Source organism: Glycomyces sp. NPDC050141 (assembly GCF_055586545.1).
Genome location: NZ_JBVJHZ010000019.1, coordinates 40,819 through 67,302, shown reverse-complemented (window position 1 = coordinate 67,302; position 26,484 = coordinate 40,819). Strand labels below are relative to the sequence as shown.

The window sequence follows — 26,484 nt, the reverse complement described above, 5'->3', positions numbered from 1 at the left end:
CTGAATTCTTGTTCACTGAATCATTATTCAGTGAAAGTATGCTCGGTACACTGATGCGTTGTCAACACGTATCGCGAAGGGCTTTCGACGTGGGCGTACGCAAGACCAAGGCGGCCGAGACCCGGGCGGCGCTGCTGCACGCCGCCAAGGACGTGTTCGCCGAACGGGGCTACCTGAACACCAAGATCACCGACATCACGAAGGCGGCCGGGCGCTCGACCGGCTCGTTCTACGAGCACTTCGCGAGCAAAGACGAACTGCTGCAAGCACTCATGCAGGGCATGGGCGACCAGGCCGACGATCTCATCGCCACCGCCGGGCATCCGCGCGAGCACGACCTGGGCGACCGCGACCAACTCCGCGCGCACCTCGCGACCGCCTGGACGGTCATGAAGGAGCATCACGCGGTCGTGGGCGCACTGTTCCAGTCCAGGATCGCGGCCGACCCCGGTTCCGGGCGAATCTGGAGCAGCCTGATCGAGGAGACCGCCGTCTGGCGGGAGCACTTGGAGCACATGCGCGAACAGGGACGACCGCTGCCGGGCGACCCGGAACTCACCGCCGCCGCGATGGGGTCGATGCTCTCACTGCTCAGCTACGCCGCGTGCAACAGCCCCGGCCCGGTCCCCGACGACGACACCGTCATCGACACCCTCACCGACCTGCTCCTCCACGGCCTCGCCGGGCAGGACCGGACGCAGCGCTGAGCGCCACCGCCCGGATGCCGGCGATGATCACGCCGATGCCGTGGGCGAACTCCGCCTCCGCGTCCGCGGCGCGGATGGCCTCGGATGCCGCCGCGGTGAGCGGGAACCGGGCCGGGTCGATGGCCTGTTCGACGGCGCCGCCCTCGTACGGGTTGTCGCCGTTGTAGTCGACCCCGGTCCGCGCCTGCTCCTCGATGACGAACCCGACGGTGTAATGCAGCAGGGTCGAGAAGGCCCGCGCGGTCCCGCGCGGGTCGAAGCCCGCGTCGCCCAGCATCCGCAGCGTCAGTTCCATAGTGCGCCAGAGGGAATCATCGGTGACGAAGGTGCCCGCGAGGACCTTGGCGCCGTCACGGTGGTGCAGCATCGCCCGGCGCAGGCGGCCCGCCAGGTCGGCCAGCCATTCAGACCAGTCGGCGCCCTGGCGGGGCGCCTCCAGATCGTTGACGGCGTCAGCGAAGACGCGCTCGGCCATGAGGTCGAGCAGTTCGCGCTTGTGCTTGACATGCCAGTACAGGGCGGGCGCCTGGACGTCGAGCTTCGCGGCGAGCTTGCGCATCGTGAGCCCGTCGAGCCCCACCTCGTCGAGCAGATCGAGCGCGGCCTCGGCGATGAGCTGGGCATTGAGTTTCACGGACGTCTCCAATCAGGGGGCGATTGACAGTTTAACAAGGTTCTGCATATCCTTAACGATGTTAGATTTAACAACGTTAAGGAGCGTCTCATGGCCACCCACGCCACCACCCGCACCGACGTCCTCATCGCCGGGGCCGGACCGACCGGGCTCATGCTCGCCCTCGAACTGCGCCTGGCCGGCGTCGACGCCACGGTCGTCGACGCCCTGCCCGAGCGCAGCGGCGAATCGCGCGCCGGCGGCATCCACGCCCGCACCATGGAGCTCTTCGACCAGCGCGGCCTGCTCGACCCGCTGCTGGAACGGGGCCGCCCGATCCAGGCCGGGCACTTCGGCGGGCTCCGCATGGACTTCAGCGACTTCCCCACCCGCTACCCGTACACGCTCGCCCTGGTGCAGGCCGAGATCGAGCGTGAACTCGACGCCCGCGCCGCCGAACGCGGGATCACCGTCCACTGGGACGCACCGGTGATCGGCTTCGACCAGGACGAGGCGGGCGTCGAGGTCGAACTCGGCGGGGCTGCGCCGCGTCGCATCCGGGCGTCCTATCTGGTCGGCTGCGACGGCGGCCGCTCGGCGGTGCGCAAGCTCGCCGGGATCGGCTACCCCGGCACGGAGGCGACCATGACCGGGATGCTCGCCGACGTCCAACTGACCGACCCGCCCCAGGACGCGATCTTCGGCGTCCGCCGCGGCATCGGCGACTACTCGGCGATCCAGTTGCAGCCGGGCTCCTGGCGGCTGCTGGTGCAGCGCCACGACCGGGCCTTCGACCGCAGCGCCGCGATCGGTTTCGAGGACTTCCGCCGCAGCTACACCGAGATCGCGGGCACCGAGCACGGCATGCACAGCCCCACCTGGGTCTCCCACTACGGCGACGCCGCCCGCCTGGCCGACCGGTACCGCCACGGCCGGGTGTTCCTGGCCGGCGACGCCGCCCACATCCACTACCCGGCAGGCGGCCAGGGCCTCAACGCCGGCGTGCAGGACGCGGCCAACCTCGGCTGGAAACTCGCCGCCGCCGTCCGCGGCGGGGAACCGGACGGCCTGCTGGACTCCTACGAGTCCGAACGGCGCCCGGTGGCCGAGCGGGTCCTCCACAACACCCGCGCCCAGACCCACCTCCAGCGCCCCGGCGCACACGCCGACGCCCTGCGCGACACCATGACCGAGCTGCTCGAACACGACGGCGTGCGCCACGGCCTCGGCCTCATGATCACCGCGCTCGACCTGCGATACGAGACCGGATGCGACCACCCGCTCGCGGGCCGACGCACCCCCGACGCCGACCTCCACTCCGGAACCGCCCCGACTCGCGTCAGCGAACTGCTCCGAGCAGGCAGGCCGATCCTGCTGGCACTCAACGAAAGCGAGGAACTGGAGCAGACCGCGAAGGCCTGGCTCGACCACGTCGACCTCGTCCGGGCGACGAGCCGAACCACGACCTGGGCCCTCCCGGGCATCGGCGACATCGCCACTCCCGCCGCCGTCCTCATCCGCCCCGACGGATACACCGCCTGGGCCGGAGACGCCTCCGAAACGGACGACCTGATCGGAGCACTGGAGCGCTGGATCGGTCCGGAATCTCGTCGCTGAGCGGGGAGATCCGAGCTTGACCGCGACACCCTCAATGGGCGCCGAACCGGCCTGAGGACGGGCCCCTGCGAGCCACTGATCGGCATGCCAACGCCTCGCCAACGAAGAAGCGGCCTTCGAATCGATGGCCGCTTTCTAACCTGATGTCAGCTTTTGCCCGATCATCTCGGAAATCCGAACTTGTTTCACCTGGTCAGAGGTGGTGCTGATCAAACTGGTGGAGCTTGTCGAACCGGTCTCTTCGATCGCGAGGACCTTGGGCGGCTGGTCGGCCACGTGGGTCCAGACCTGGGCGGCGACGGCCTCGCGGACGGCGTCCTCATCCCATTTGGCTTCGTTGAAGAAGTGCTGCATTCGCCACGGGTCGCCATGTCCGGCCTGGGAGGCCAGTTCCCAGCAGTTGCGGGTGCGGACCTGGGCCTGGAGTCCGGCCACGGCCTCGGCGGCATGGCGCCGGGACTCGGGGCGGCGGAAGGATCCGGCGACCGCGTCCAGAAGCGACCGCGTGACCGCTCGGGCTTTGCCCACAGCCGCGGCTGCCGTCGAATGTTCTTGCGTCACAACGAGAAACATGACACGGCAGCCGCTTCCTGTTCTCACCGGTCCCGTTGCCTCAAAGGCTCCCCAAGTCGACCCCGAGCGCAACTTGCCGTAACCCCGAATAGTCATCCGCAGGATTAAACGCCGCGAGTCCGGAACAGGTTCACCGTTACGGGCCGGACGGCTGCCCACGCCCGCAACTCGGCCTTCAACTCCTGGCCGTCGTATAGCAGGAACATCGCCTGCCGCACTGCGGAATCGGGGACCTGCTGGACGGCTTTCGCGAAAGCGTTCCGGTCCCCGATGCCCTTGACCCGGTCGTATTCGGTGCGCATCGAGGCGAACACCGCGCCGGCTTCACGCCCGATACGCGCGACCGCATCGCGGTATTCCTGGTGGTACTCACGGGGAACCTGGTCGATCACCGCGCGCATCGGAGCGTTGAAGTCGCCGTCGAGCACGGTGATGTCCTCCCAAGGGCACCCGAGGGTCCGGGCCAGGAACTTGGCCGGGAAATGCGGGCCGAACCGGGCGAGGGCAGTCCATCGCCAGGCCTCGACGATGCCGACCTGGCTGATCATCGCTGCGCCCGGCCCGTAGGTGATCAGGAAGCTGGGTTGGCGTACTTGTGTCTCGCCGAGCCAGGCACTTGCCACGGTCTCGCAGTCGAAGGAGTACGTGATCTCGGTCCGCATCCGTCCTCCGGCCAGCAACCGGGGCAGCCACAGCCGGGCGTCGTCCCACATCTTCGTGAAGGGCAGGTCATCGAGGGGAAACCACTGCGGAGCGATCTCCTCGGACTCCTCGGCCTGACCGATGAACCGGTCGGCACTGAACACCGACACGACCGAGTCCGACTTCGGGCGCGAGGGAAACCGGAACGTCACTTCGCCCAGGTCTTGCAGCGCCGAGGGATCGACCAGGATCCCTACCCCTTCCAAGACCTCCCGCGTCGCTGCTTGCGCTGGTGGCTCGCCGGGCTCGACACGCCCACCCAGTCCCACGATCTTCCCGGATCCGAAGCCGGTCTTCTTCGCACCCAGAAGGACCTCGGATCCTGATCCATCGGAGGCTCTGGTCAAGAAGCACAGGCACATCGGCGTCAAACCCATCGCACCAGTATCAACGACCGCCTCAACCCGTACCACCGACCGTTACACCCACGTCTTCCGCCGCAGCATTAACACGACAGCTGTATTTCGTTGTGCTGCTTGTGTTTTCGAGAGGGCAACTGCCTCACCGGCGGTGTTCGGGCAGTTGAGCAGCTTCTACAGCGAGCGAATCTTTGATGTCGAAGGTCCGGGTCACACAGTTGTCGAGCAGAAGGCCGAAGTCCTGAGGGGATCCGATCTCCGGTCCGTGGAGCGTGTCTAGGTGGCCGTCGACGGTGATGTAGTCGATGTCGGCCCATCCACAGCGGTAGAGGACGACATGGAGTTCCGCATCTCCGGGGCCCTGGAACTGGACGCCGACGGAGTCGGGATCAGTTGCGGTCGAGCGATCGGTAACGATCCGCTGGGGCCATGGAGAAGCCGCGTCGCGCCAAGTCAGTGACGAGACGGTAAGTCCTGCACGCCGCCAGGCTTGGCTTCGGTCGGCGATGGCCTTTGCGGCCTCGTCAAGATCAATGACCTGGTCCATCTGATGATGATCTCGTATCAGAGCCGCGACTGACCAGCGTGATCGAGAGGTCGATGCGAACTATCGTTGCGTCACTTCAGTTTCTGCTGGTAGCGGGATTGGCGGGCGCGGGTTTGATGGCGACGCCTCCAGTGGGTGGCGGCGAGAGCGCGGGCGAGGGTGCGAGCGGTGTGGAGGACTAGCGCCAGGAGACGGCGGATTTCGGGGACTGTGAGATTTCCCAGCTCGCGTGGGCTTTTGGGTCGGTCGCCGCAGTGACGGCGAGGAAGGCGTATGCGAGCATCGCCATGGTGATGTGCCGGTACCAGCCCTCCCACCTGCGGACCTGGTAGTGATCGAGCCCGCATTCGCCCTTGGCGGCCTGGAAGCACTCCTCGATCGCCCACCGGGCGCCGGCGACGCGGACGATCGTTTCGCGCTCGACCGAGTCGGGGTGGAAGCACAGGTAGCAGGCGATCTCATCGGGGTCATCGATGGAGCGACGGGCCAGCAACGTGCGCACGAACCCGGCTGGGACGTCGCCGAAGCCCGGGAGGGTGGCCCAGGCCCAGTCGTAGAGGCGCTCGCCGCGGACGCCGGGCCCGGTCGAGACTCGATGCCAGGACTCGGCCGGGGCGCGGCCGATGAGAGTGTCCACACGGCGCTTGCCGTCCAGGTCGGCCACGGTCTGCTTCACGGGTGCTTCGACCACGTAGGGCATACGGCGGGTCTCCAAGAAGGCCCGGAACTTCCCGTCGCGGCCGTAGGCAGAGTCGGCGGCGACCCAGCCGGCCTCGACCCCGGCCGCGAGTGCCCGGCCGATCATGGCTTCGGCCAGGCGCGGCTTGGTCACGACGCCCTGGCGCCAGCGGTCGTCGGGGATGCCCGCGTCCTCGCACCGGTCGCGGTCGTCGATCCAGGACTCGGGCAGGTAGAGCTCGCGATCGATCAGCGCCCGGCCGGTCGGAGCCGCGTAGGCGAGGAAGACGCCCAGCTGGGAGTTCTCCACTCGGCCTGCGGTCCCGGAGTACTGCCGCTGGACCCCTGCTGACCTACGGCCCTTCTTGACGAAGCCCGTCTCGTCGACCACCAGCACGCCGTCTGGTCCAGCCAGGTTAACCGCCACATAGGAGCGGAGCTGGTCGCGGACCGCGTCGGCCGACCACTTCGTGCGGCCCAGGAAGTGCTGCACTCGCCATGGATCGGCGTCCCCGGCCGCCCCGGCCAGCTGCCAGGAGTTCTTCCGCTCCACCGGAGCCAGGAGCCCTACCAGGTACGCCCTGGCCCTCCGGCGAAGCTCCACCCGACCGAACAGGCCAGCGACCTGCGCGAACATGTCGTCCAAGCTTGCCTTCCATGCCGAGACATCCTCCGCCGCAACATCATCCCGCATGTCGATGACTCGATAGCGGGACGGGCTGCCGTTCACGCTGGCCTGGTGGTCGTTCGCGTTCCCGGTGGGCACCTGCGTGACCACCGCGAGCGCTTTTGGTGACGCACACCGGAGCCTCCGTGTTCGCCGACCCAGCGGGCGTGCTCTGCACGGGACTGGTGGCGGCCTCGGCCGTGGTCGCGGTCCGCACCTGCCGCGGCGCGCTGGCCGTCAGCGCGCCCCTGCGGCCTCCCTCAGAAGCAGTGGGGGCATTCGTCGCCGGTGATCTTCCGGCCGCATCTGGGGCACGTGCGGACGCCTGAGGCCTGCGGCGCTTCGGTCGCGTCCTGTTCGCCGGTGTCGCAATGGGGGCACTCGTCGCCGGTGATCTTCCGGCCGCAGCTGGGGCACGTGCGGAGCTCTTCCCTCACGGGTTCCGGTTCAGGGACGGCGGCCCTGGCCGCGGCTTCGGCGGCCGCCTCCTCGGCTTCGACGCGGGCCCGGAAGCCGTCGGGGTCGTCGGCGCCGCGTTCGATCGCCTCGGGCAGGTCGGCGATCCGGGCCTTGGCCGCTTCGAGGCCGTCGAGGAGGTGCTGGCGGTAGACGGGCGTGCTGATCATGTCGGAGGGTTTCATCTCGCCGCTCTGGAGCTGCCGCCCGATCTCGCGCCACATTGGATCCGGGTGGCCGGCGAGCATGTCGTTCAGGGCGCTGCGGCGCTTCTCTCGCGAGTCGAGGCGGTCGCCTAGGGGCGTGCCTTGGAGGCGGCCCGCGATCCGCTCAGGTTCGAAGCGCGGTTCGGGGGGTCGTTCGTCGCTCATGCGGGGCGCCTCATTCCGGCAGCTGGATCATCGGGGAGCCCTCGGCGCCGGCTTCGGGGAGCTTCGGGAGCATCTTGTCGGAGGCCCACAACTGTCCGAAGGAGTTCTCCCCCGCCGCGAACACGGTGATGATGTCGTTCGCCTGGGTCCAGGCGTCGGCGATCTTCCCGAGCGTCTCGACAATGTACACCGCCTCGAAGGCGGCGATGCCGCCGCCGACGACCCAGCCGAACGGGCCTGTGGCCGCACCGGCGCTGGCCGCCGCGGCGCAGATGATCGCGGCGTCGATGAGGTCGGACAGGAGCGAGCCGACGACCGAGGAGAAGTCAAAGGCGCCCTTGGCGGCCTTCTCGTACTCGTCGCCGATCTTGTCGAGCACGTCAGCGGCGGGGGCGAGGGCCAAAGCGACGAGTTCGAAATAGGACTCGCACGAATCGGCGGCCTTGCCCTCCCAGCCGAAGGTCACGCCGAGCCGGCCGTGGTAGAGGTTGTCGGCAACGTCGCGGGCGGCGTCGGCGGCGCCGCGGAAGACGTCAGCGCAGCCGCGGAACCCGGACCAGTCGCCGGTCACCGGCTTGACCAGGAACTCATAGGGGTCGTAGCCGCGGTCGAGCGCGCCGGTCCAGGCGAGGAAGTCGGTGGCGGCCATGATCGCACCGCGCCCCGCCGAGGCGATCGAGACGGTATCGGTCCAGTCGGGCTGCCAGCGCCAGCCACCTTGGGCGGCATAGTCTTCGGGCTTCTTCAGGTTCGCGCCCGGGTCGGCGGTCTCGCTGAGGGAGCCGAATCGGGTCCGCTCCTCGCGGTAGGTCCTCGGATCGACCTGGGTCCGGTGGGTGGGGTGCTGGACGAGCTTGGCGTCGAACTCGGCGGCGGACTCGTCGTCGGCCAGTTCATAGTACCCGGCTGCATCGGTGAGCTGGAGTTCGGCGCTCTCGAGCGTGTAGCGGTTCAAGGTCTGGAACCACACGCGCGAGTGCTCGATCAGCGAGTCGTGGGCGCCGCTGGCCTTGTTGAGCCAGCCTTCGCTGTCCTGCTGGAGCTGCGTGTTGGAGAGGATGTAGCGGTCGCACTCGTTCGCGTGGTCAGCCTGCTTGCCGACGAGGGCGCCGAAGGACTTGACAGTCGCGGGGTCGGCCTTGAAACCGGTCATGGATCCCGAGGATAGTGCTGCCGGTCCACTGCGCCAGAGCGGAGAGAGGCACTGCCCGGGTTTTGACCGGAATCCCGGTACTACAGCGGCCGTTCATGGTTTGACCGGTGATAATGGCGGGGTTTCGGGTCTTGGTTGATGTTGTTGGGGTGCAACGCAAAGCAGCCACCAACCCGTCCACACACGACCACACCGCGAGCACTGGTCAACCTGGCGACGTCGGCATCAAGCCTGCGCGCAGTGGTACCACCAACGCCGCAACCTCACCGTCTGGGACGAGTTTCACGAGGTCGCAGCATGATCGGTCGCTGTAGTACAGGGCCCTCATTGAGCTTGTTTCAACCTCGCTGAGCCGTTCCGGAGGATGCCAGGCGGTTGTGAAGGCGCGGGCGGCCCCTTCGATCAGGACGGTGCTTCGGGCCGTCGCATCCTGCGGATGTGGCGGACTCGAACTATGACGGTGACCCCGATGGCGGCTACCGCTGCGGCTATCCCGATGCCGATCGCCCAGCGAATCCACGTCGCGGTGGTTTTGCCTGGGACCGTGACGATCTGACTGTCATCGCTCAGCTCGGTCGGTTCCTCCACGGTCAGGATCCAGTCTTCGTCGTGCAGATACTCGTTGTTCGCCTGGAAATCGCTCAGGCCGCCGTCGTAGGTCCGGCCCAGCCAGTCGATCAGCACCCGATCGCCCTCGTCGTTCTCGGCGACGTACAGCGTCATCACTTCGAGGGTTCCCTCGTCGTCTTTGACAAGGATGCCGCGCACGTAGATCACGGCGCCATCACCGGCGAAATCGTGCGCCGCCTGCCTTTGGGAGGGTTTGAGGTTGCAGAATGGCGGTTCCTCCCTGCCACAACGCTGGTAGCCGAGCAGGCTCGACAAGATGGCGTCCGGACCGCCTATTGCCGCGAGTTGGGCCTTCCGATCCTCGCAGCACGAGTCCGTGGGGAATGGATCGTTGACCACGTCGGCGGATTCGGCATACTCCGCGAACAGGTCGGGCGGTTCCTCCTCAGCAGCGCCGCATCCTACTGCGATGAATCCGAAGAGAACGATGAGGGTGAGCAACGGTGTTCGCATCGGCGGACTCCCCTTGAAGGTGTCCGCCAAGCATATTCCCAGGCGGTCGGGACCGGTCCCGATGCATCTGACTTGGGTCTGTCTGCGACGCATAGTGTTTGGTGAGGCAGGCAGAACCTAGTCGTGACGAAGCGCTTGATAGAACTGCGAAGGTTTGCGCGCGGCCCCTTCGTCGTCCAGGGCCGAGACGGCGCCGGCAATGACGTAGTCGGGTCCGCCGTTGATCTGGAAGTACTGTGTGGACGGACGTACGCGGACGTAATCCGATGCAGGAAGCAGGCTGCTGAAGTCCTCCACCGCGTCGATCCTCAAGTGGTCGTATGCTCGTCGCACCTGCATGGCATGCACGTTCGCGAACGCGACGTCGACCCTGGCAGGCGACTGGTCCTCCACGAGGCTTCGGAGTAGCAGGGCGGCGTGACTGGTCGTGTACTCCCACATTTGGAACGGCCTGTTCCATTGCACGGCGTGGCTCCTTGGTGTTCCGAGTGGTCGTCACAGCGGGCCGCGTGGCGGTGAAGTGGGGCCTAGGACCCCACGAAGACCCACCCGAGGACAAGGTCGCCCGCGACGTCGTCATCGGCCTGTGGGAAGACGACACCGGTCGCACCGTCGAGTTCCTCGACGACGGCACGTTCACCGCGACCGGTGCCACGTACGGGCCCGGATTCGGCGACGACATTCCCGGAGGTCAACTCACCGGCACATGGCAGCTCTGCGACGCCTACCCGTTCGAGAAATACGATGAAGGCGGCACCGTAGTGAAGCCCTGCGACGAAACTGGAGCCGGCGAATGGATCGACATGGACACCGATGACCCCTTCACCGAAGAGCTGATCTTCACCGGCTCCGGCGACGACGTTCGCCTCTACCCGTGGAACATTGACGTCGCCCCCGAGGACGACCAGTTCTATGCCAAGGTCGCCTGACGGGACGCTGCCGCGGCAATTTGACGAGACCGGGGACCTCAAGAAGGGACGGTCCTCGCTCGGCGCCGCCCGCCAGTACACCGGCACCGCGGGCCGGGTGGAGAACGCACAGGTCACCACCTGGGCGGTCTGGGCTACCGCAACAGGGCACGCGCTCATCGACTACGAGGTCTACCTGCACAAGGAACGGTTCACCGAAGGCGACGCCCGGCTCGCAGGTGCACGCGCGCCCGGCCCGGTCGCCAAGCGCACCAAAGGACAGCAGGCCGCCGAGATGCTCCGGCGGCTCTTGGCCGGCCCGGTCGCACCCTCGGCCGTCGCCGCGACCGGCAACGAGGTCTGCGGCAACTCACCCCACCTGCGCCGCGGCCTCTACGACGCGGCACTGCCGTTCGTCCTCGCCTGCGCCGCCTCCACGAAGCTGCCCACCGACGCGCTCATCGCACCGGTGCGGGCCGATGAACTGGCAGTCGCGATCCCGACCCGGAACTGGCAGACCGGGCGGTCGCCAAGGGTGCCAAGGGCCTGCGCAAATACTCGTGGGGCTGGCTCGACCTCGACCTCGCCGAAGAGCCCACCGGCCACCACTACCTCCTGGTCCGCCAGAACCTCTCGACCGGCGAGCAGTCGTTCTACAGCTGCTGATCGCCCACGCCAAGGGCCCTGCAAGACCTCGCCGCTCTGGCCGGAGCCCGCTGGGCGATCGAGGAATCGTTCCAGCAGGCCAAAGGCCGCTGCGGTCTCGACCAGCACCAGGTCCGCACCTGGGAAGCGCCCCACCGGCACCTGACCCTCGCGATGGCCGCCTACCTGATCACCACCCTGACCACGATCGCCGCCCGCGCCGACCTGCCCGAAGACGACGAGCTCGACCGGCTCACCCTCCCCGAGACCGCGCACCTGATCGCCGCTCTGGCCCTGACCATCCAACACACCGCCGCACACCTGCTCGCCTGGAGCCGATGGCGACGCCGGAAGAACAAGGCCGCCAAACGAAGCCACTACCACCGCCGCGAACAGCTCGAACCATGAACCTCAAAGCACTCCGACCGTGAAGACGGTCCTGCTCGTGTCGTACGGGAGTACTAGAGTGAGCGGATGGTCGAAGCTGAGGTGCCTGGTATGCGGATGGGGTTGCGTGCGTACGCAATCGAGGTCGGAACGGAGCCGCTGGCCGGGCCGACACGGAATTCGGTGGGCGGCTGGCCCTGCTTCGAAGAGGGCCAGGAGTGGCCGACATGCTTCTGCGGCGAGCGGATGGCGTTGTTCTTCCAGCTCGACATCCCCTCGGACGTAGAACACTTCGGTGGTGACCACCTGTTGGTCTTTCACTGCCGGGACCACAACGACGCTCCCTTCGAGCCGCTGGCTGAAGGCGACCGGCTCGTGGACCGGTACTGGGACGCGCCACAGGAACCGTTTTCAGGCCCCTTCTGGCGAATCCTGCTTCTGCGACAGGCGACCCTGCCAGCGGCGGAGCGCGAACCATCCGTGTGCGCCCTGCCGTTGACGCTGCACCCCTTCGTAGACGAACCCGACGAGGAGGGCCTGGGATCCCAGACCTTCAAAGTGGGTGGTGCGCCCTCCTGGGCGCAATACCCCGAGTTCTACCAGTGCGCGTGCGGAGCCGATCTGGTGTACGTCTGTCAGGTACCGGAGTACTGGGAATTCGATATCTATCCGGGCGCGCCGGAGCAGGACTACAGCGTGGGCAATACCTACAACCTGTTCCTAGGCAATGAGGTCTACCTGCAGGCCTGCCCGGATCACTGCGATCCAGCCGCAGTCTGGCCGGTGGTTCAGAAATTCTGAATCCCGGCAATTTCGTGCCCCGTAGTGCCGCCACCCACACCACCGCCAGTGCCGACCTCGCGTCGCTGTGGCGGAAGGTTCGGTTCTGTCTGGTGCGGCGCGCGGTTCATGTTCGGCTTTGTGGCTGGTGGGTCCGTAAGCTCCCTGACGTGCCGAACCCGCCCGGGCCGGCGTCGAGTCCGCCTCCAACGGCGGGAAGGGAGCCGTCGTGCCCTGCGGCGAAGCGAACCAGTGGACGCTCGATGAGTTCCCGGTCCTCAACCGGGCCATCACAGCCCGCACTGAATCCCCTTTCGCCCTGGTCGAGACGCTGCGCTCGCAGGTGCTGCCGCTCCTGGCCCCCGACCCCGCGGCGAACGGCCCGGCGCAGGCCCGGCAATGCACGGTCCTGATGGGCATGTGGGGGTCGGCGTGCGTGCGGCACTTCGTCGAGCAAGGCCTGGTCCCCGCGACTGACACCCGCGCCCTCTTCGATCGACTGACCGTCCACAGTCGCCCCTACCGCGACTATCTCGCCACGGTCGCCGAACTCGCCGCGCCCGGGCACCCGCACAGGGACAGCGCACTGTCCTTCTTCCACTGGAACCCGCCCACGGTCACGGTCCGTTTCGCGGGTGGCACCTGGACCTCGCCGGGCGCCTTCGACCACAATCGGTTCCGAACCTTCACCGGACGTACCGAAGAGGAGCGCCTGATCGCCTTCGTCAAGTCCTGCGAGGTCCTCGAACAGGGCGCCAACGACCTCCTCGAACCGCTCCTGGGCGACGAAGTGCCCGCCCGCGAACGCATCGAGCGCCTCGGCACCGCGACCGAACTCATCGCGGCCGTCCACCGCCTCTTCGGGCAGTTCCAGCGCACCTCGGGCATGGAGCCGGCGTTCTACAGCGGTGACTGGCGCCAGTACACCAACCACTGGGAAACCGGCGACTTCCCGCCCTCGGGCGCCTCCGACACCGAACACCTCGCCCGCGACCTCATACTCGGCATCGCCATGCCCGGCTACACCGACCAGGTCCGCCGCGTCTTCCCCGCGTTCCCGCAGGCCGAGCGCGACCGCTTGGAGCGCCTGTTCGGCGTCGAAGCGCTGCCCGAGCAGATTCTGGCCCGCTACGGCCTCAAGAGCGGCGACCTGGACGCCATGGACCGCGATGAGCTGCTGGCCGTCGCCAGCGCCTGCCCCGAGGTCGCCGCCTGCTACCTGCTGCTGCGCGAGCACGTGCGGCTCGCCAGCGCCCACCTGATGTTCATGCGCCACTATCTATTCGAGTGGCAGCGGGAGCAGACCAGCGCCGGTCTTCCCGACGGCCCGGTCATCACCAATACCGTCGGCTCCACCGGATTGCTCGAGCCGCTTCTCCAAGCCCTGCGGGACGCCCGCCGCGACCACCCGCTGCGCGCCTTCGAGCGCGCCAGCCATCGACGCCTCCGCGAGGCGACCGGCATCGAGACCCCTGCCGTCGACATCGATCACGACCTGCGCTTCGGCGCATAGACGCGCAAGGACGCCAATGGCCGGCCAGCGGAACGAGTACCGACCGTCGCAAATAGTCACTCATCGATTACATATAGTGCTCATCGGTGCGGGTTCCTGCACTGCCGACGAGCATTGAACGGATGTTGCAAGTGGACTCGCGAATCCTCCCGGACGGACCGTATCTCGGCGAAATGCCCGCATGGCGGCCCGAAGCGGTCGCCTTCGACCTCGACGGGACGCTCCTGGACACGGAGCGGTACAGCGCGGCGGGAAGGGTCGCCGTGCTCTGGGCGCACGGTGTCGCACCCGACCCGGAGTTCATCGCATCAATGGACGGCAAGCACCTCAGCATCGTCGGCCCCCTGCTCGCCCAGGCCCTGCCCGATGCGGACCCGGCTACCGCCGACCAGCTCGTCGCCGAGCTCACCGGGGCGTTCGGCGGCATGGTCGCCGCCAACCCGGTCGTGATGCCCGGAGCCGAGAAACTCCTCGAACTGGCCTCAGGGAGCGTCCCGCTCGCCGTGGCCTCCAACAGCCTCCAGCGCATCGCGACCGGCGCGCTCGAACAGGCGGGACTGCTCGACCGCTTCGCGCACATCGTCACGCCCGACCTCGACCTGGCACCCAAACCGTCTCCTGACGTGTTCCTGCGTGCTGCGGAGCTCTGCGGTGCCGCACCCGCGCAGACCCTGGCCGTCGAAGACTCGCGAACCGGCCTGCTCGCCGCCCGCAAAGCCGGCATGTGGGTCCTCGGCGTCGGACCCGAACCCGAACCGGAGAGCGCGGCGCTCGCCGACTGGTGGGTGCCCTCCCTCGACGACCCCGACCTGCTCAACTGGGCAGCCAGCTGGAGCATCGAGGCGAGCTGAACCGGGCTGCACTGCCGGCAGTCCGGGAGACAGGAACTGCGGGGCCAAGCCGGCAGGGCGCGTATGCAGCCGCTCTATGATTCGCGGCGCAGGTCAACGGCTACGGCGTGGACATCAGAGCGCCAACAGAATACAAGGCCGACATTTATTCAAGGGATGTCCGATGGTGAACCTGACCAAACTCGAATCGTGGCTGCTCACGCCGGAGCGTGGACGCACGGTCAATCGCGGGCGCCTCCCGGTTGTCGCGCGCGAGCTGCGACGCGCGCTCGAGGAAGGTGTCCCCGGGGCGGTGGTCGAGCTCGGTTGCTTCCGCGGCTACATGAGCGCTTGGCTGCGCGCCGTCCTGGACGCAGTCGGCGCGGGCGATCGCGTCGTGCATGTCTACGACGCCTTCGCGGGCTTGCCCGAACCCGGCCCGCGCGACGGCGATCATCACCAGCGCGGCGCGTTCGCGGCCAAGCCTGCGGACGTACGCGAAACCCATCGCGATTGGGGACTGCGCCCCCCGGTTATCCATGAAGGATGGATCTCCGAGACGCTCTCCGACGAGCTCCCGGAGACGATCGCGTTCGCCTATGTCGACCTCGACTTCTACGAAGCGACCTTGCACAGCCTCAAGCATCTGCGTCCACGATTGGCCGCGGGAGCCACCGTGGTCTTCGACGACTACGCCGACGGGAGGGCGACAGCATCGGGCGAACGGCCACGGCCGTTTCCGAAGGCTCCCGGTGTCATGCAAGCCTGCGACCAGTTCTTCGAGCACGCCAGTCCGGTCACGGTCGATCACGGACCCTTCGAAGTCGGACTCGGCATCTGGAGAACCGCACGGGACGCCGCATTGGCAAACCCGGTGCTCCAGAAGACTTTTACCGACTAGACCAACCGGCGAACGACACTGTCAGTCGTCCTCTGGCGCGCCCGCTTGCCCGCATTGCCGTCATTTCAAGTGATTGTCTACTGTATACGGCGATGACTGACGTAGATGCGAACAGCGACGCTGCCCAGATCGGCGTTCCCGCGTTCGCCCCGTCCACAGCGGCCGCTAACGAACCGGCTCTCGTCGGCAATTTCGGTGGGAGCGACGACCTCGACGCGGTCTTCGACTCCGTGGCCGCCTACGCCCGGAAGATCATGGTGGACGACCCGCCGGTGCGGGCCGCCGCGCCTGAACGGCTCGACGCGATCCTGGGCCGAGGTCCGATGCCGGTGACCGGTTCCAGTGCCGCCCAGACCATCGCGGCGTTGATCAGCGCGGGCGAGGCGGGCGCGTTCGCGTCGGGGTCCTCGCGCAGTTTCGGTTACGTCGTCGGCGGCGCGCTGCCTGTGGGCGTCGCAGCGGACTGGTTGACCAGCGCCTGGGACCAATGCGCGACCGTCTACGACGTCAGTCCCCTCGCCGCGGCGGCCGAGGAGGTGTGCCAGGGATGGCTGCGCGACCTGCTCGGCCTGCCGGACCAGGCGGTCATGGGCGTGACTTCAGGGTGTACGAGCGCGAACCTGGTGTGCCTGGCGGCAGCGCGCGAGCACCAGTTGCGGCAACGGGGATGGTCGGTCAACGAGCAGGGCATGGCGGGCGCGCCCCCGCTGACCGTCCTGGTCGGACGTGAGACCCACGCTTCGGTGCTCCGCTGCCTGCGCCTGCTGGGCCTGGGCGGGCAGATCCGGTACGTGGAGGCTGACGACGAGGGGCGTATGGACGCCGGGTGCCTGCGAGCGGCGGTCCGCCGAGCACCCGAAGGCGGGCTCATCGTCTGCGGCCAGATCGGCTCCACCAACTGCGGCTCGGTCGACCCGCTCGAAGACCTGGCCGAGATCACGCACGAGCATGGAGGATGGCTCCACCTCGACGGCGCGTTCGGGCTCTGGGCGGCGGCCTCGCCGCGCCTGCGGCCCTTGCTCGCCGGGGTCGCATCGGCCGACTCCTGGTCGACCGACGGCCACAAGTGGCTCAACACCCCTTACGACTGCGGGCTCGCGTTCTGCGCCCACCGGGGCCTCCTGCGCGATGCGGTCGCGCTTCGCGCCGACTACGTCCACACCTCCGACCGCGCCGGACGCGACCCGATGGACTACCGCGTGGAGATCTCCCAGCGCGCCCGCGCGCTGTCACTGTGGTCGGTGCTCAGACACTTGGGCCGCAACGGTGTGGCCGACATGATCGACCGCAGCGTGGAAGCGGCGCAGGCGCTGGGCCGGGCGCTCGAGGCCGAACCCGGCGTGGACCTCCTCGCACCGGTCCGCCTCAACCAAGTGCTCGCGCGCATCGGCGACGACGCGCACACCCTGCGGGTGATCGCCCGTCTCAACGAGGAAGGCCACTGCTGGGTCACCCCGACGCAGTGGCACGGCGCCAGCGCCGTCAGGTTCTCGGTGTGCAGCTGGCGCACCGACCGCCAAGCGGCCGAAAACGCCGCCAAGACCTTCCTCGACGCCCACCACGAACAACTGCACCACACCGAGATACCGACCGAGGGAGCCACCCCTCGATGACGGACCGGGCGCAAGCCCGGCCCAGCCGATCAGGTAGCGCTCGTGCTGTCGTGGCCGGTGCGCTGTTCGAGTTGCTCGAGGCGCTCGCGCAGTTGCGCGGTCTCGTGCCGGGACTCCTCCAGCAGCCTATGCAGTGCCTGGATGCAGACGATGGCCACGCCGTTGGTGTCGGTGCAGCTGATCGTGGTGTCGTCCCGGCCGACGCCGAACGCCTGCCTCCAGTCCTGCGCCATCGGGCCGAGATGGCGCGCATGCGAAGGGTCCCAGTGGTATCGCCAGGTGCTCACCGGAAGAGCCAGTGCCGCTTCCAGCACGGCGAAACCGTTGACCGGCTCGCACCGGTGCACCGCGTCCGGCACGGCCCCACTCGCCACGCCCGCCGCGTCCGCGCCCTCCAAGCCCGCCGCGCCCACGCGTGCCGCAGCGCGGCGGCGCGCCGAAACGCGCCGCCACCGCCGTGGCATCACTCGCCCCACACCACCCCGACAACGTCCCGCTTCAACGCCCGATCCGACAAGGGGACGACGGTGGCAACGGGGACGACGCCAACCGTGGGTGCGGATCTCGAGGAGCCCGCGGGCAGGAACATGCCGCGGGCGTCGCCCTCGGCCGGCAGTGCGCTGCCGGTGTAGCGCGCCACGGGGTTGCCGTTGGCGTCGACGACGATGATCTCGCCGGGGATGGCGGTGCCGTTGGTGAGCGTGAGCTCCGGCGTGTCGCCGACGTACCGGACCGTCAACGTCCCCACGACCACCGACTCCTCAGCCGCCTCGACCGTCTCTGCTGCTTCGGACTTCGCGGGCGCCTCGGATCCGTCCTCGCTCGGCTCCGCGATCAAGCGGATGCCCTCGCTGACGTTGTCGCCCTGCTCCTCTGTCGCGTGTTCCTCGACCATTCGAGCCCCCTCTTCGTAGTGAGGACCTCAGGTTATGGGCAAACTGCGGCCAAGTACAGCAGGCGCGAAATAGTGGACGGCCGACCGTCGTGCTCGGGCCCACGCTCCGAAGCACAGGTTCTGATCAACATCCACCAAAGGGCTTCTGGTACCGGCCAGTCCCGGCAACGAGAACTTGAAACCAGCTCTTAGGGTACTAGCCTCGATTCGTCTGTGGTCATTGTGGTTTGAGGGGCGGCCGGTGTTATCCCGGTTTGTCCTCGGCCGTGTGAGGTGGTGCCGGGCCGGGTGTCGTCCCGGTAGACGCCACGCGTTCTCACTTGCGTGGCAGCGGCCGCGTGTCCTCCTTTCGGCGGCGGGTCGGCTAGGTGTGGGGGTGTCCGGTCAGGTCGGGAGTGGCGTGATGGCACCGATCCGGTTCCAGCACAGGGTGAACGCTGCGGCCCAGGGCCAGTCGGCGGCGAGGTGGAGGGTGCGCCTGCGGGCATGGCGGGCGAGCTTTGCCGGGATGGCGTAGAGGCGATGGCGCATGGTGGTGATCTCGGCTCGGGCGAGGTCGGGTTGGTCGTGCAGGCCCAACAGCTTCAGCCAGGTGTCGAGGTCGGCGGCCATGTTCGCGGCGAGCATCCAGGACTCGTTGACGGTCCAGGACTGTGAGGGCAGCAGCCGTAGGCCGCAGGCTTTCTCGGTGCGGACGCGGTCTTCGACCACGGCATGGCCGCGGTGGAGCACGTCGAGGAACTGGACGGTGCCGGTTCCGGCGATCCGTCCGATGCCGGTGTGGGCGATGTTGGTGGCCTGGATCGAATACACCCATCCGGTGGCCTTCTCGAAGTCGGTCATGTTCTTGACCTGGCGCCGTGAGGGCCTGGTGCGGCGGGCAATGAGTCGCATATCCTTCGGCCAGCCGGGCTTGTCGGCCAGGGCGGTGAGCTCGGCGACCCAGTAACCCGACGGATCGCGGAACCGCCCCAGCGTGCGCGGCGCGACCCAGAAGGAAGTCAGAGCCAGGCTCAAGGAGCTCAAGGACGACTTCGACGACGGCATCGAACTCGGCGACAACTACACCGTCGAGAACGCCGTCCGCGACTTCCTCAAGAGCGGCGTACGCGGACTCGGTCCGGCCACGATCAACGAGCTGCGCATGCACTCCGAGAATTGGATCATCCCCCATCTGGGACAGGCCAAGCTGAAGCGCCTCAGGGCCGAGGACGTCGACTCATGGCTCGAGACGATGGTCGAAGTGCTCTCCACCTCCTTGATCAAGCGGCGACTGGGCACGCTGCGGCGGGTCATCAAGTTCGCCGAGTCCCGCAACCGGGTGCTTCGCAACGTCGCCGCACTCGTCGCCCCGCCCAAAGGGAAGGAAGGACGACCGAGCAAGGCGCTCGCGCTCGACCAGGGCAAGGCGCTCCTGAAATGCAGTCGCGGCAAGCCGATCCACGCCTACATCGCGATGTCGATGTTCACCGGGGTCCGGACCGAGGAAGCCAGGCCGCTCAAGTGGCAGCACACGCACCTCAACCCGGTCAAAGGACAGATTTGCTCGTGCGGGGGTGAGCACGCCGAGGACCTTCCGGCGCATGTGGAGGTGTGGCGGTCGGTCCGCATGGGCGCCGACACCAAGACCCCGAAGAGCAGGCGGACCATCGCGCTCCCGGAGTTCGTGGTCGAGATCCTGACCGAACATCAAGAGCAGCAGCAGAAGACTCGGGCCGACCGCGGCTGGAAGTTCGAGGGGATCGTCTACGTCTTCGGCACCCGCTACGACACCGCCCAACAGGCGCAGGTCATCCGCGACCAGTTCCGCGCTGTCGTACGCAAAGCCGGGATCCCCGGCAGTTGGACGCCGCAGGAACTGCGGCACTCGTTCGTCTCGCTCATGTCCGACTCGGGCGCTTTGGAGGAACTGATAGCCGACCTCGTCGGACATGCCAATACGACGACGACGCAGACGATCTACCGGCACCAGCTCCGGCCGGTCATTACCAAAGGGGCGGAGATCCTCGATGGGGCCTTCGGGAAGGGTTTCCTCGACGAGAAATGACCGCGCCGAATGGCTCGTAAATTGGCTCTTTCCGGCCCCCGGCGGTCTTACCGCCGGGGGCCGGACCCGTCGCCGGGAGACACGAAAAAGGCCCTGTTACCAGGGCCTTTTTACCTGTGCACGTCTCCACGGCCTATCTGAACCCGTCACCGCAGGTCACAACCCTGGTTTCGCGCCTGGCGGCCCTATTGGCGGCCCCGCCCGCAAAACCGGCCGTACGCGGCCCCGCCGTGACTCGGTCCGATGGCTCCGCGCCCACCAGCGAACTTGCCGAAAATCACCGCGTAGGTCCTGCCCGCCCTTGGAAGCTCTACGATCGCCTTACCCCCTACGACGTCGAAGCGATTGTTCATGGACACCGCAACGGCCTCCGTCAGAAGGACCTGGCTGAGCGCTTCAGTATCAGCGTCAGCAGCGTCCAGCGAGTCCTCCGCGAATACGGAAATCAGCCACTCGGCGATGTTGGCGACCGCCGCTTACGCCCCAGTGGCGAGTCTCAGTGGTCAGCGCGCCACTGCTTCGACTCTTTCGCTGCCGGCCTTCAACCCTGCCCCATCTTGCGTATCGTCGTATCGCGCTTTGACGCTTGGAAGGGTAAGCACGGCGAGATTGGCGGTAAGAGCCAGTACCGCTCCGGTGAGCAGGACTGTGCTGGCGCCGACCCATGCCGCAAGCGGTGCTGCGACCGCCAGGCCGACCGGCCGTGACGCCAGAGAGATGAGGATGTCGTACGACCCCACCCGACCCAGCGCTGACTCTGGGATACGCCGTTGCATCGTGGTGTCCCACAACGGCGTCATCATTCCAGTGCCTGCTGACGCCAGGAAGTACGCAACGATGATGACCACCAGCGGCGAGGGCAGTGCCAGAGCAGTGAGCGGCAGCGCGATGCACGCTGACCCGATCATGCAGGCGACGAGTGGGAGCCCGAAGTTGACGCGGCGCGCGGAGTAGCCGCCCAGAACGGTGCCGACGACGCCGGCTTGGGCGATGAACACCCACGCTGAGTCATCGCCGTGGCGGTCGATGGCGATCAAGGGACCCAGCGCGAGCAGGAGACCGGTGGTGAAATGCCTGACGCCGTGGCCTTGGACGCACGCCAAGAACCAGGGGTGTCGGCGGACCTCTACCCATCCGTCACGCAGGTCAGCGAGCATCGAGGAGCGGGCAAGCGGCGCGGCGGTGCTAATCGAGGGAATCCGGCTGAGGGTGAGTGCCGATACCGCGAATAGCGCGGCGGTGGTCATGGACGCCCAGCCCGCACCCACTTGCAGGACCAGTGTCCCTGCGATGCCTGGGGCGACAAGCATCGCAAGGCCCATCGCGACCGCCAACCGGGAGTTGACGTGGAGCCGGTCCTCGGGCGGAACGGTTGCAGCGACGAGGCGTCGACCGGCGGGCATGCCGAATGCCATGCCGATGCCGGTGGCGCCCGCAAGGATCGACAGGTCGAGGATGTGGAACCGCCCTGCGAGGAATTCGCAGGCGATCACGAATTGTGCTGCGCATCGGAGCAGGTCCGCGGCGAGGATGACGCGTTGCGGTCGGAACCGGTCGGCCACAACTCCGGAAACCGGCAGTAGCAACACCATCGGCACGAGCTCGCACGCGAGGACCAGGCCGATGTCGAGCGCTGAGCCGGTTGCGCGGGCGACCGCGAGGATGAGCGTGGTGGATATGAGACCGAACGCGAGCGCGGCGGTGGTACGGCCGAGGACCAGTTGGCGATCGGGGGTGAGCAGGCGCTTCATGGGCTACTCCATCACCATGTCTTCCCAGATCGCTCGGGCGGCGTTGAGGCCGCTCGCAGCGGCTCCCGTCCACATGTAGTACGGGGAGCCGAGCGCGTTTCCGGCGCTGTAGACGAGCGGATGCGACGTCCGGCCGTTCATGTCGGTCTTCGGATGTCCGGTCTTGGCGAGTTCCAGTTCCAATTGGCCAGAGAACCGCTGGTCCGGTTGCGCGACTTCGGTGAGTAGCACGACGTCGACTTCGTGGCGGGCGCCCTCCTTTGTCGCCAGCTGCAGCCGCCCGGATCCGAGGACGTCAGCGCTCTCGATCTCGTCCACGATGATTCGCGCGCCGTCGGCGAGGAGCCGGTCGGCTGCAACCTGGTGGGCTTTGATGGCTTCGGGAACGCGCACGAACACGGTCATGCGCCGCGCGTACGCCTGGGCGAGCCGGGCCATGAACACGGCGTTCGGCCCGGCGTCGCCGATCACCGCGAAGTCCTTGCCGTCGTTCTCGTACGTGTGGCAGTAGGGGCAGTCGAAGATCGTCCGCCCCCACGTGCCGGGCGGCAGCCAGGACGGCAGCCGGTCGACCCGGCCGGTGGCGAGAAGCAGCCGACGGGCGGTGAACTCGCGGCCAGCGGCAGTGATCACGGTGACGCGTTCATCGTCAGCGGCCACGGTTTCGATCGTGTCCCATTCGAACATCGCCCCGGCGTCGGCGGCGTCGAGCTCCATCTTCGCGTAGATCACCTCGGGGCGTTCGCCGTTTGCGAAGGGGACGTTGTTGACCTTCTCAGCGGTGGAGTTGCGTCTCCGCTTCTGGGAGACCACGAGTACCCGCCGTTTCGAGCGGCCGAGCATGAGCGCGGCGGACAGGCCTGCCGCGCCTGCACCGGCAATGATGACGTCGAAGTGGTGTGGGTCAGTCATTCGGGGTCCCTTCATCGGCCTGCGGTCAGTCCTTCATGGCGGCCATCGTCAAGCCCGAAGTGGTGGCCGTCGCCTCGCTCCAGTACCCGCATGACGCCGCCGACGCTCGGTTTGGGGACCACCTTGTGCCCCTTGTCGCGGAGTCCTGCGACTACCGCATCGCTCATGTGGGCGTCGACTCGCATCTGCAGGCCCATCTCGGCTTCGGCCTTGTCGGCACCTGGGTAATAGGTCGATCGCGGACGATCAAGGACCTCCAGTGCGCTCAGGTTCTCCAGTAGCATGCCGAGGAGAATCTGCGCGTTCCACTGCGTCTGGCCGTCGCCGCCGGGGGTGCCGCCGAGCCAGTGTAGGCCGTTGTCCCCGTTGACCATCCACGGCAGGATCGTGTTCACGGGTCGCTTGCCGGGGGCGACCTGGTTGGGTTCGCCGTCGGTCAGGGTCGCACTGCGCCCGAGTCGGTTGCACAGCAGCAGGTCGTATTGCGGGACGCCGAAGCCGGAGCCGAATCCGAGTCCAAGGCTCTGCACCCAGCTGACGCCGTTGCCGTCCGAGTCGAGCACTGCGAAGTGCGTGGTGTCGCCTTGGGAGTACCTGCCAAGGCAGGTGGGCGCACTCTGCCGTTCGCGGTCTACACCGGACGCCAGTCGATCCAGCAGCTCCGGCGCGAGGTAGTCCGGGGATGCGACAAAATCGGGGTCCCCGAGGGTATCGAAGCGGTGCCCGTACGTCTGGTTGGCGATCTCGGCGAGGAGGTGTATCCCTTCGGCGGAGTCCAGCGGTGTACCGATTCCAAGCCGCTCGTAGAGCGCGAGGTTCTGCAGCAGCACCGGCCCTTGGGTCGGAGCCGGGGTGGTCGCGATGCTCTGACCGTTGATCGTCACGGTTGCGGGGGCTTCGAACACCGCATGATCGGTGAGGCAGTCCTCGGCGCGGATGAACGCGCTGGTGCCCGCACATGCCGCCTCGACGGCTTCGCCAAAGATCGCCCGGAACTTGTCGGGTGTCGCGGAGTTTCCCGCCACGATGCGCAGGAGCCGGGCGAGGCCTGGCTGGCGCAGTACCGAACCGGCGGCAGCAGGGCTTCCGTACACCGCGAACAAGTCCTGGAAGTGCGGTTGCTGCAACACTTCCAAGCTGACCTGGCCCCAGCGGGCATCCTGTCCGGTGACGGTCGCGCCGTCTTCGGCGAGCCGGACGGCCGGTTCGAGGACGCGTTCGAGTTCGAGCTTGCCATAGCGTTCGTGCAGAGCGAACCAGGCGTCGATGAGCGCCGGGGTGGAGATTGACAACGGCCCGGCCATGGGGATGGTGACATGTCCGGCGGCCCGGAACGCTTCGGCGCTCGCTGCGGCGGGGGCCCGGCCCAGGGAGGTGAGGGCGACCGGGTGCGAGGAGTCGGCGCTGGAGCACAGGATCGCGGCGTCTCCCGCTGGGCCGCAGGCCATCGGCTGGTTTACGGTGAGGACCGCCGAGATGCAGATCGCGGCGTCGAAGGCGTTCCCGCCGTCCCGGAGGAGGTCGAGCGCGGCGAGGGTTGCCGGGGTGCTCGCGGTGGAGACCATGAAGTCGCGTCCCCACTGGCGTCTGGCGCGGAGCATGTTCGTCATTGCGCCTCCTTGATGCCGTTGCGCTGCACCGGCTTGAGTCCGATGATCTGGCGGGCTTCCTCGGGGGTCGCCGGTTCGCGGCCGAGTTCTGCGGCGATGCGCACGACACGCTCAACCAGGCGAGGGTTGGTTGCCGGGGAGCGGTCGCGCCAGTCGTAGTAGGGGTTGTCTTCCAAGCCGACCCGCACGTGCCCTCCCAGGGAGAGCGCGAGCGTGTTCGCCACGGTCTGGAATCGTCCGATACCGGCGAACGCCCAGGTCGCTCCGTCAGGGAGGGCAGACAGGCAGGCGGCGGCGTTGGCGGCGCTGACATCGGCAGTGCCCCTGGAGCCCAGCAGGATATTGAAGTAGTGCGGGCCGGGGAGGACGCCTTTGTCGATGAGGTAGTTGGCGTAGTTGACCATGCCGATGTCGAATACTTCGAGTTCGGGGGTGATGCCGTTGTCGCGCATGGCGGTCGCGAGCTGCTCGATCATTTCCGGACTGTTGACCGACGGCCCGGTGGGGAAGTTCATCGACCCGAGGGTGAGCGAGGCGAGCTCCGGTTTGGCCGTCCCAGTGACCGACAGCGATTCGCTGCGCCGCGCAAAGTCGTTCCAGTTGCGACCGCTGGTAGTCACCACCAAGACGATGTCGGGCGCCTCGGCCACGACCGCCTCGCAGATGTCAGCGAAGACTTCACCGCGCCAGGTCGGCTCCTCGTCGTCGTCGCGGGCGTGAAGGTGGACCATCGAGGCACCCGCGTCGCGGCAGCGGCGGACGTCGGCGGCGATCTCCTCAGGCGTCGTGGGGACATGCGGCACTTTGGCTTTTCTGGGGATCATCCCGGTGGGACAGAGATTTGCGATGAACTTGTCCGGCAACATTGCGTGAATATTCCTTCGAGAGGTGGATCGGTGGGGCACGGCCGCCACCGGTCAGGACTGGATCTACGGGCGGGCTTCGGGAAGCAATGAGGGCGTCCACTGCTGGATCGCCCCGCCGTCGTCGATGACGTGGAACTCCGGCCCGTTCAATATGAACGGGCAGACGTGCGCTGGGATCAGCTCGACGATGTCCCCCACCTCGGCTTCGGTGAGCGGGCGGCCGTCGCTGAGGATGGCGACCAAGTCGGGAGCCCATTCGTGGCTCGCTCCGGCCAAGAGCCCAGCGGCGTCGGTCTCGACGTGGCCTCCCCGGGAGCTCAGCACCTTCGCTTTCACCGAGACGGCCACATCCTCGAATCCGCACACGCCCGCCGCGGCGAACCCGGAATCGTACAATGCAGCAGCGCCGGTACAGATCTCGGTGACTCCGGTCGTCTCGCCGGCGGCGAAGATCCCCGGGGTGCCGTTGACCGCCACGGTCGGGCATTCGATGCCTTCACGCTGGAGGTCCCGTGCGAGCGCGGTGAGCGTCTCCGCAATCTCGCTGGCCCGGCGGTCCCGGTTGTGCAGGTCATCGAGCGAATGCAAATTCGTGTACGCGGTGAGGCCGTCGAAGCGAACCGCCTTGGACTCGGCGATGAGCCGAGCCAGCGGTAGCACGCGGTCGGGACTGGTCCCTCGATCAGGGCCGAACCCGACGTCGATCCGAAGATTGATCGCGGCCCCCTCCGCGGCCGCTTCGATGGAGAGGCCGGCAACGCTTTCGGCATCGGCAACCTGGACGGTGAGCTTCACGTCGGGATGCTGTTGCTGTGCTTCGGCGGCGAAGCGCGCGATGACGGGTAGCCGCCATGCATCAAGCCTGGGGCGGGCCAGGACGATGTCGCGGATGCCCGCATCGAGGTAGGCCCTGGATTCGGTCGTGGTCTGCGTGATGATGCCGATCGCACCCGCCGCAACCTGCTGGAGGGCGATCGGGATGGTCCTGTGACCTTTGGTGTGGATTCTCAGTGCCACACCGCGGTGGTCCGCTTCGCGTTGCATCCGCTGGATGTTCGCGTTCAGCCGAGTTGCGTTGATGAGGACTGTCGGGGTGGTGTCGGTCCTGTCGTTCACGGGGATCCTCGCAGGGGGTGTGCGTAGGCGGGCCGGACGCCGGGATTTTCTGGCGTCCGGCCCGGATAGGGGACTTAGTCGATGGTGCTGATGCAACGCATGGCGAAGCTCCCTTCGTGTGACGAAGGCGCGCTGGGCCTTCGGGGGGTGAGCCACAGTCATCAGTCACAGAAGGACCGAGATG

The 26,484-nt window shown here is 67.4% G+C and carries 28 protein-coding genes; 11 read left to right on the top strand and 17 right to left on the bottom strand.

The genetic code is table 11. From position 1 onward, the window contains the following. Window positions 1-89: 89 nt before the first annotated feature. Window positions 90-707, top strand: a complete 618-nt coding sequence (locus tag ACZ60M_RS13495; RefSeq protein ID WP_465417851.1) for a TetR/AcrR family transcriptional regulator — start codon at window positions 90-92, stop codon at window positions 705-707. Here the strand turns inward: ACZ60M_RS13495 and ACZ60M_RS13490 are convergent. Next, complete coding sequence (locus ACZ60M_RS13490; protein WP_465417849.1) at window positions 655-1,341, bottom strand: TetR/AcrR family transcriptional regulator C-terminal domain-containing protein; 687 nt, start codon at window positions 1,339-1,341, stop codon at window positions 655-657. The two genes, ACZ60M_RS13495 and ACZ60M_RS13490, sit on opposite strands and share 53 nt — an antisense overlap. A 90-nt stretch (window positions 1,342-1,431) precedes the next feature. Here ACZ60M_RS13490 and ACZ60M_RS13485 point away from each other — a divergent pair, with 90 nt between their 5' ends. Next, entirely contained in the window at window positions 1,432-2,937 is a 1,506-nt protein-coding gene (locus ACZ60M_RS13485; RefSeq protein ID WP_465417847.1) for an FAD-dependent monooxygenase, read from the top strand. Window positions 2,938-3,072: 135 nt separating this feature from the next. Here ACZ60M_RS13485 and ACZ60M_RS13480 read toward each other — a convergent pair whose 3' ends face one another. The 8 genes from ACZ60M_RS13480 to ACZ60M_RS13445 all read right to left on the bottom strand — a co-directional run bounded on the left by ACZ60M_RS13480 (window position 3,073) and on the right by ACZ60M_RS13445 (window position 9,991). Then, window positions 3,073-3,498, bottom strand: a complete 426-nt coding sequence (locus ACZ60M_RS13480) for a transposase (RefSeq protein WP_465417845.1) — start codon at window positions 3,496-3,498, stop codon at window positions 3,073-3,075. A 116-nt stretch (window positions 3,499-3,614) separates the two neighbouring features. Next, window positions 3,615-4,589, bottom strand: a complete 975-nt coding sequence (locus ACZ60M_RS13475; RefSeq protein WP_465417843.1) for an 8-oxo-dGTP diphosphatase — start codon at window positions 4,587-4,589, stop codon at window positions 3,615-3,617. Window positions 4,590-4,713: 124 nt separating this feature from the next. Next, a complete protein-coding gene (locus tag ACZ60M_RS13470; protein ID WP_465417841.1) occupies window positions 4,714-5,118 on the bottom strand; it encodes a hypothetical protein in 405 nt (134 codons plus the stop codon). Between the two features lie 178 nt (window positions 5,119-5,296). Next, complete coding sequence (locus ACZ60M_RS13465) at window positions 5,297-6,490, bottom strand: IS701 family transposase (protein WP_465417898.1); 1,194 nt, start codon at window positions 6,488-6,490, stop codon at window positions 5,297-5,299. Between the two features lie 233 nt (window positions 6,491-6,723). Further along, a complete protein-coding gene (locus ACZ60M_RS13460; RefSeq protein ID WP_465417839.1) occupies window positions 6,724-7,290 on the bottom strand; it encodes a hypothetical protein in 567 nt (188 codons plus the stop codon). Window positions 7,291-7,300: 10 nt separating this feature from the next. Continuing rightward, complete coding sequence (locus ACZ60M_RS13455; protein ID WP_465417837.1) at window positions 7,301-8,443, bottom strand: hypothetical protein; 1,143 nt, start codon at window positions 8,441-8,443, stop codon at window positions 7,301-7,303. A gap of 402 nt (window positions 8,444-8,845) precedes the next feature. Further along, a complete protein-coding gene (locus ACZ60M_RS13450) occupies window positions 8,846-9,556 on the bottom strand; it encodes a hypothetical protein (protein WP_465417835.1) in 711 nt (236 codons plus the stop codon). Between the two features lie 87 nt (window positions 9,557-9,643). Continuing rightward, on the bottom strand, window positions 9,644-9,991 hold the full coding sequence (locus ACZ60M_RS13445; RefSeq protein WP_465417834.1) for a hypothetical protein: 348 nt from the start codon (window positions 9,989-9,991) through the stop codon (window positions 9,644-9,646). A 23-nt stretch (window positions 9,992-10,014) separates the two neighbouring features. On the opposite strand from ACZ60M_RS13445, the gene ACZ60M_RS13440 reads away from it, so the two are divergent. The 8 genes from ACZ60M_RS13440 to ACZ60M_RS13405 all read left to right on the top strand — a co-directional run bounded on the left by ACZ60M_RS13440 (window position 10,015) and on the right by ACZ60M_RS13405 (window position 17,103). Further along, a complete protein-coding gene (locus ACZ60M_RS13440; RefSeq protein ID WP_465417832.1) occupies window positions 10,015-10,455 on the top strand; it encodes a hypothetical protein in 441 nt (146 codons plus the stop codon). Next, on the top strand, window positions 10,439-11,245 hold the full coding sequence (locus ACZ60M_RS13435) for a transposase (RefSeq protein WP_465417830.1): 807 nt from the start codon (window positions 10,439-10,441) through the stop codon (window positions 11,243-11,245). Before ACZ60M_RS13440 ends, ACZ60M_RS13435 begins: the two co-directional genes overlap by 17 nt. After that, window positions 11,137-11,487 carry a transposase gene (locus ACZ60M_RS13430; RefSeq protein WP_465417896.1) on the top strand — a complete coding sequence of 117 codons (351 nt, stop codon included), beginning with the start codon at window positions 11,137-11,139 and terminating at the stop codon, window positions 11,485-11,487. The genes ACZ60M_RS13435 and ACZ60M_RS13430 overlap by 109 nt, the downstream gene beginning before the upstream one ends. Before the next feature lie 66 nt (window positions 11,488-11,553). Continuing rightward, a complete protein-coding gene (locus tag ACZ60M_RS13425; protein ID WP_465417828.1) occupies window positions 11,554-12,267 on the top strand; it encodes a hypothetical protein in 714 nt (237 codons plus the stop codon). Window positions 12,268-12,475: 208 nt separating this feature from the next. Then, window positions 12,476-13,759 (top strand): hypothetical protein, encoded by a 1,284-nt coding sequence (locus tag ACZ60M_RS13420; protein WP_465417826.1) that lies wholly within the window; start codon window positions 12,476-12,478, stop codon window positions 13,757-13,759. A 122-nt stretch (window positions 13,760-13,881) separates the two neighbouring features. Continuing rightward, window positions 13,882-14,610, top strand: coding sequence for an HAD family hydrolase (locus tag ACZ60M_RS13415; protein ID WP_465417825.1), 729 nt, complete (start codon window positions 13,882-13,884; stop codon window positions 14,608-14,610). A gap of 163 nt (window positions 14,611-14,773) precedes the next feature. Then, complete coding sequence (locus ACZ60M_RS13410; RefSeq protein WP_465417823.1) at window positions 14,774-15,490, top strand: TylF/MycF/NovP-related O-methyltransferase; 717 nt, start codon at window positions 14,774-14,776, stop codon at window positions 15,488-15,490. A gap of 92 nt (window positions 15,491-15,582) precedes the next feature. Then, a complete protein-coding gene (locus tag ACZ60M_RS13405; RefSeq protein WP_465417822.1) occupies window positions 15,583-17,103 on the top strand; it encodes a pyridoxal phosphate-dependent decarboxylase family protein in 1,521 nt (506 codons plus the stop codon). Between the two features lie 29 nt (window positions 17,104-17,132). On the opposite strand, the gene ACZ60M_RS13400 is transcribed toward ACZ60M_RS13405, so the two are convergent. From ACZ60M_RS13400 to ACZ60M_RS13390, 3 genes are all read right to left on the bottom strand, one after another. Next, on the bottom strand, window positions 17,133-17,567 hold the full coding sequence (locus ACZ60M_RS13400; RefSeq protein ID WP_465417820.1) for a tail fiber domain-containing protein: 435 nt from the start codon (window positions 17,565-17,567) through the stop codon (window positions 17,133-17,135). Continuing rightward, window positions 17,567-17,998: a hypothetical protein gene (locus ACZ60M_RS13395; protein WP_465417818.1), complete on the bottom strand. Its 432-nt coding sequence runs from the start codon at window positions 17,996-17,998 to the stop codon at window positions 17,567-17,569. Before ACZ60M_RS13395 ends, ACZ60M_RS13400 begins: the two co-directional genes overlap by 1 nt. 384 nt (window positions 17,999-18,382) lie before the next feature. After that, complete coding sequence (locus ACZ60M_RS13390; RefSeq protein ID WP_465417816.1) at window positions 18,383-19,045, bottom strand: transposase; 663 nt, start codon at window positions 19,043-19,045, stop codon at window positions 18,383-18,385. On the opposite strand from ACZ60M_RS13390, the gene ACZ60M_RS13385 reads away from it, so the two are divergent. After that, on the top strand, window positions 18,975-20,045 hold the full coding sequence (locus tag ACZ60M_RS13385; protein ID WP_465417814.1) for a site-specific integrase: 1,071 nt from the start codon (window positions 18,975-18,977) through the stop codon (window positions 20,043-20,045). The two genes, ACZ60M_RS13390 and ACZ60M_RS13385, sit on opposite strands and share 71 nt — an antisense overlap. A gap of 503 nt (window positions 20,046-20,548) precedes the next feature. On the opposite strand, the gene ACZ60M_RS13380 is transcribed toward ACZ60M_RS13385, so the two are convergent. The 5 genes from ACZ60M_RS13380 to ACZ60M_RS13360 all read right to left on the bottom strand — a co-directional run bounded on the left by ACZ60M_RS13380 (window position 20,549) and on the right by ACZ60M_RS13360 (window position 26,300). Further along, complete coding sequence (locus tag ACZ60M_RS13380; RefSeq protein WP_465417812.1) at window positions 20,549-21,796, bottom strand: MFS transporter; 1,248 nt, start codon at window positions 21,794-21,796, stop codon at window positions 20,549-20,551. Window positions 21,797-21,799: 3 nt separating this feature from the next. Beyond that, a complete protein-coding gene (locus ACZ60M_RS13375; RefSeq protein WP_465417810.1) occupies window positions 21,800-22,708 on the bottom strand; it encodes an NAD(P)/FAD-dependent oxidoreductase in 909 nt (302 codons plus the stop codon). A gap of 11 nt (window positions 22,709-22,719) precedes the next feature. Next, window positions 22,720-24,318: a gamma-glutamyltransferase gene (locus tag ACZ60M_RS13370; protein WP_465417808.1), complete on the bottom strand. Its 1,599-nt coding sequence runs from the start codon at window positions 24,316-24,318 to the stop codon at window positions 22,720-22,722. Further along, on the bottom strand, window positions 24,315-25,184 hold the full coding sequence (locus tag ACZ60M_RS13365) for a beta-keto acid cleavage family enzyme (protein WP_465417806.1): 870 nt from the start codon (window positions 25,182-25,184) through the stop codon (window positions 24,315-24,317). Before ACZ60M_RS13365 ends, ACZ60M_RS13370 begins: the two co-directional genes overlap by 4 nt. Window positions 25,185-25,247: 63 nt before the next feature. Continuing rightward, the gene (locus tag ACZ60M_RS13360; RefSeq protein WP_465417804.1) at window positions 25,248-26,300 is read right to left on the bottom strand and encodes an alanine racemase; all 1,053 of its coding nucleotides are present in this window, start codon (window positions 26,298-26,300) and stop codon (window positions 25,248-25,250) included. Window positions 26,301-26,484 lie beyond the last annotated feature (184 nt).

Bases quoted from the DNA above. Each gene is read 5' to 3' on its own strand.
- ACZ60M_RS13435 (WP_465417830.1), top strand. From the start codon at position 10,439: ATGCCAAGGTCGCCTGACGGGACGCTGCCGCGGCAATTTGACGAGACC.
- ACZ60M_RS13485 (WP_465417847.1), top strand. From the start codon at position 1,432: ATGGCCACCCACGCCACCACCCGCACCGACGTCCTCATCGCCGGGGCC.
- ACZ60M_RS13405 (WP_465417822.1), top strand. From the start codon at position 15,583: ATGACTGACGTAGATGCGAACAGCGACGCTGCCCAGATCGGCGTTCCC.
- ACZ60M_RS13390 (WP_465417816.1), bottom strand. From the start codon at position 19,045: ATGCCGTCGTCGAAGTCGTCCTTGAGCTCCTTGAGCCTGGCTCTGACT.
- ACZ60M_RS13380 (WP_465417812.1), bottom strand. From the start codon at position 21,796: ATGAAGCGCCTGCTCACCCCCGATCGCCAACTGGTCCTCGGCCGTACC.
- ACZ60M_RS13375 (WP_465417810.1), bottom strand. From the start codon at position 22,708: ATGACTGACCCACACCACTTCGACGTCATCATTGCCGGTGCAGGCGCG.
- ACZ60M_RS13465 (WP_465417898.1), bottom strand. From the start codon at position 6,490: ATGCGGGATGATGTTGCGGCGGAGGATGTCTCGGCATGGAAGGCAAGC.
- ACZ60M_RS13455 (WP_465417837.1), bottom strand. From the start codon at position 8,443: ATGACCGGTTTCAAGGCCGACCCCGCGACTGTCAAGTCCTTCGGCGCC.
- ACZ60M_RS13470 (WP_465417841.1), bottom strand. From the start codon at position 5,118: ATGGACCAGGTCATTGATCTTGACGAGGCCGCAAAGGCCATCGCCGAC.
- ACZ60M_RS13460 (WP_465417839.1), bottom strand. From the start codon at position 7,290: ATGAGCGACGAACGACCCCCCGAACCGCGCTTCGAACCTGAGCGGATC.
- ACZ60M_RS13410 (WP_465417823.1), top strand. From the start codon at position 14,774: ATGGTGAACCTGACCAAACTCGAATCGTGGCTGCTCACGCCGGAGCGT.
- ACZ60M_RS13370 (WP_465417808.1), bottom strand. From the start codon at position 24,318: ATGACGAACATGCTCCGCGCCAGACGCCAGTGGGGACGCGACTTCATG.
- ACZ60M_RS13365 (WP_465417806.1), bottom strand. From the start codon at position 25,184: ATGTTGCCGGACAAGTTCATCGCAAATCTCTGTCCCACCGGGATGATC.
- ACZ60M_RS13475 (WP_465417843.1), bottom strand. From the start codon at position 4,589: ATGGGTTTGACGCCGATGTGCCTGTGCTTCTTGACCAGAGCCTCCGAT.
- ACZ60M_RS13415 (WP_465417825.1), top strand. From the start codon at position 13,882: ATGTTGCAAGTGGACTCGCGAATCCTCCCGGACGGACCGTATCTCGGC.
- ACZ60M_RS13395 (WP_465417818.1), bottom strand. From the start codon at position 17,998: ATGGTCGAGGAACACGCGACAGAGGAGCAGGGCGACAACGTCAGCGAG.
- ACZ60M_RS13425 (WP_465417828.1), top strand. From the start codon at position 11,554: ATGGTCGAAGCTGAGGTGCCTGGTATGCGGATGGGGTTGCGTGCGTAC.
- ACZ60M_RS13400 (WP_465417820.1), bottom strand. From the start codon at position 17,567: ATGCCACGGCGGTGGCGGCGCGTTTCGGCGCGCCGCCGCGCTGCGGCA.